We start from the raw sequence: 3,647 nt of genomic DNA, 5'->3' as shown, positions 1-3,647 counted from the left end.
TAGTGGCCATTTTTATGAGCCCGAGGTCCCCCGGAAACTGCGGTAAGCGCGGATTGCTTTTGCAGAAAGCTCTGCACGATACTTTCGGCTTTCCATAAAAAAGGTGAGTCCCGTGCAGTAGGAAAAGGAAAATTGGTTCCGTAGGTAGTTCCGGAGAAATCAATGATCCCACGCCTCCGGGGGGGCACGAAAGGGGCGAAGCGATGCAGTAAGTATCATCGCAGAGACATTTTGCATATCTCTATTCCGGCGGATTCTTTACAAAATGAGAAAAGCGGTATAACATGAAAAAGAAAATGATGAGTTTGGCTCTGGCAGTGGTGATGTGCATGACGTTAGCCGTGTCCGCATCTGCTACTCCGGCAACACCGCAAGCATCTGAATACGGTAATTTGATTCGGTATTCCGAAGGCCAGTCTAGCACGGTTGCTCAGGTTAAAAAATCTTCCCGGTCTCTGGAGATTTCTGCACCAGAGAGTAAGCAAGCGCAAAGACTGGTGTCTCGGCCAATTTCTCCTGATGTAAACATTCGACAAATTATGGGTTACCCAATAGTCTACTGCACGGAGGACAATGCGGTTTATTACTTTGATGGAATTCGGTCGATTGCCGGATGGACTACCAGTCCTCAAAGCGCGAGTCTTCGCTTGACAAGTAACGAAATTGCAATATTGTATAATCAGGTGAACAGCGCAGTTGCTGGGCTGAATGATGGGAAGACATACACAATTGTTGGATGGAGACTGCTGGCCACAGTTGACCTTTCGGCCGACAATCCCATCAATGTAAAATAGACACCGCATGGCACCTGTTTGAGCGGTCAACAGGAGCATACTATAAATATTCCTTATCAGTATACAACCTTGACAATTGACGAAATGTTCCTACTCCCCGAGAACAATATGAGTTACTATTATGTTGGCTGTGATGGCGGTTTCTATTTCAATTATGTTGGCGGAGGACCTGGTAGCGCTATGCTGGGTGTGGCAATTATAGCAAATACGGATAAAGCGTAAATATATATTGGAGGATTCACTTAATGAACGATATTAGGGAAAGCGGGATATCCCCTCAAGGGCCGTTGTTTAAGACAAGACCTTTTAAAGGAAATTTGTCCATAGGGACACCGACAAAAGAGTTTTCCCGGTATATGGCGGAGGTTCGGAAAAACCAGGATGCCTATGTGAGCAGCACGCCGCCCGAAAGAATAGAAGCGTCAGATGAAAGCATTCAGCGTTGGTCGGAGAAATATGATCCTGAGCATATGTCACAGGAGAAATACCGCTCCTTTGTGGACGATTTGGTATCTGCCGGTACTTTGTCAGAGACCGACAAAAATTATATCGGCTATTCCGACATGGTTTGTTTCGGTACGCTGGAAGAAGTGGCTTCCGGAAACTCATCCATAGCCTGTGATGCGAACTCCGATGTTGCTCCGTATGAAACGCTGGTGGAAGCTGACGGTAATGCCAGAAGTTGGGCTGACGCATGGTGCGGTGTAGTATCTTCAGACCAACCAAACGAGTTCTTGAATCGGCGTATCTCAGCATTTCGTGCCCTGTCTGAAATCTTCGGCAGAATGTCTGCAGCCAAAAAGTAAATTTGTTTAGCTTAGAGGGAAGCATTTTTCAACACTTCCCTTTAAAAAATATGAATTCAAACTTATCGAGCAGACTGGCTTCATGTGAAAGCGCCAGCCTGCTCTTTTTACCATATGCTGACGGCAGTCCAAATTCTTAGACGGAAAGTGGGTCCACACTTGCAATTCAGGCGGCCTTCGGGTCGTCTGGATGCTTGTTTGGGTGTCTTCCTCAATCCGTCCTTTCGGACGCTTTTTATTCAAAGAATTTCAAATGATATCCGCGCCAGCATAACATATAGGAGCAACTCATATAGAAATCAGAAAATTTTAAGAACAATGTTTCCTTTCTCTGTTTCTCGGACACTAGGATTACGAGGGAAACCGAAATCAACGCTCCCATACCACCGGGGGTACCAAAAGGGCGGGCCAATGCAGTAATATTACATAGGGTAGCAGAAAACCAAAAATGAAACTAATCCTGATTCATGGGCATATCCTTTACAAATGAAAGAAAGAGGTATAGCATAATCAAGATAGGTGTTATCAGGATGAATTTTTACAAGGGAAGCAATATATTTCTGCTGCGATATGGAAAAACAGGTGATAAATATCATGAAGTATGACAAAGTGGGTGTTGCTAAGTGAGTTACAAACATAGTTTTGAGTTACTATGGATCGGACTTGTTATAGGAGTTTTTGCAGGCTTCTTTTCATATCTGTTAGGAATTGCTTTAATCGCAATTGCGATCATTCAAGCCGAGATTTTTTATCGTTGTCCACATTGCAACTATTCACTTTTAAACATTCGAGGAATGATTCCAAATTGTTGTCCCCGTTGCGGAGAAGATATATGATAATAACTTGTTTATGATGCAAAATCTTCAATAGCGCTGGGATACACTCGGTCCACAAGAATACAAGTATGTCCGCACGGACGAACAGGCCACACGGAAGGGCCGCCTGTTTCGTTGGGACCTGCTTACCGCTGCCTGCATATCAAATGAAGAAAGATTTTTCCAATATACAACGCCTTACGCAATCGTTGCGGGATGCCGATGCATTGCAATAGGCATGTATGAAGAAAAAAAGAATAATCAGTGAATAAGGATCCGTTTCCTGTATAGCAGGGCGCAAATCATTTAATTTGCGCCTTGTTACACAGGAAATGATGATGAGTTCTTGTTACAGATCATTATGACGCTGCATTTATTGGAGGCTCCTGCAAACTTCAGTAGTAGCTATGGAGGATACCGTGAAGAAAAGAACCGTAAAAAACACGGCAGTCGTGGTGACCATAATACTTTTGTGCCTATCTTTGGTGTTTCTATTCCATGCTGCCACGGATGCCCTCGATCCATCGACAGAGGACCCAGAGGATTATCCCTCCGTTCTCCAATCCCTGCAATATCCGGGTACTTCCGCTCTGGCTCTTTTTCCAGACGAGATTCCGGAGTCCGCTGACGAAGTATATTTTGCCTATGACTCTGACATGGGCGGCACGTCTCTGTTCCTGAAGTACCAAACAGACATTGACTCCGTTCAAGCGTACCAGCGCACGGCCACACAGCGGTCGGTTTGGTCCGGCTCTCCCGCTCAGGCGGACGCAAACTCCATGGGGGTTTACGCGGAATCCTTGGCTGTGTTCGACTATGCTGAAAACGGAATACCGTCTGATTTGACGGTCTACGTAATCTATCAAAATCCCTATAAGGAAAACAACTGGAACCACGGCGAAATCAGTCTGGTTGGTGTCAGCGCTGATTCATCTGAAGTGTTATTTGTGTTTGAGGATTGGTAAAGGTGAGCCGACAGCACTTGGCGGAAGGATTTGGGCGCTTGGATTAGCACATCTAAGCTTGCGGAGTATATGGTTGACAATGTCCTATGCCACTAAAGAAAGCTGCTTGGTTGATTGTAAAATGAAGATGGACAGTTGAAAAGAAAAGTCCATAGTGATTTTTCCCAATGGTAGAATGGAGTTCTCACACAACCATCTGCCAAAGGAGAGCGATCACTATGGACTGCCAAGATTATACCACACTACAAGCGCAGCGCAAGCGTGGTC

At 45.1% G+C, this 3,647-nt stretch carries 3 protein-coding genes; all 3 read left to right on the top strand.

All coding sequences use genetic code 11. The annotated features are described in order from the left end of the window. The first annotated feature begins 284 nt into the window (after window positions 1-284). The 3 genes from RTU96_RS14695 (at window position 285) to RTU96_RS14685 (ending at window position 3,380) form a co-directional block, all read left to right on the top strand. A complete protein-coding gene (locus RTU96_RS14695) occupies window positions 285-794 on the top strand; it encodes a hypothetical protein (RefSeq protein ID WP_312637398.1) in 510 nt (169 codons plus the stop codon). Window positions 795-1,039: 245 nt separating this feature from the next. Then, window positions 1,040-1,600, top strand: coding sequence for a hypothetical protein (locus RTU96_RS14690; RefSeq protein WP_312637397.1), 561 nt, complete (start codon window positions 1,040-1,042; stop codon window positions 1,598-1,600). Window positions 1,601-2,834: 1,234 nt separating this feature from the next. Continuing rightward, window positions 2,835-3,380, top strand: a complete 546-nt coding sequence (locus tag RTU96_RS14685; protein ID WP_312637396.1) for a hypothetical protein — start codon at window positions 2,835-2,837, stop codon at window positions 3,378-3,380. Window positions 3,381-3,647 lie beyond the last annotated feature (267 nt).

Origin of the sequence: Oscillibacter sp. (assembly GCF_032018205.1) — a bacterium.
Taxonomy (GTDB): domain Bacteria; phylum Bacillota; class Clostridia; order Oscillospirales; family Oscillospiraceae; genus Oscillibacter.
This window is presented reverse-complemented; position numbering and strand designations above follow the sequence as displayed.

Excerpts from the sequence above, each read along its gene's own strand:
- RTU96_RS14695 (WP_312637398.1), top strand. The coding sequence starts at position 285 with ATGAAAAAGAAAATGATGAGTTTGGCTCTGGCAGTGGTGATGTGCATG.
- RTU96_RS14690 (WP_312637397.1), top strand. The coding sequence starts at position 1,040 with ATGAACGATATTAGGGAAAGCGGGATATCCCCTCAAGGGCCGTTGTTT.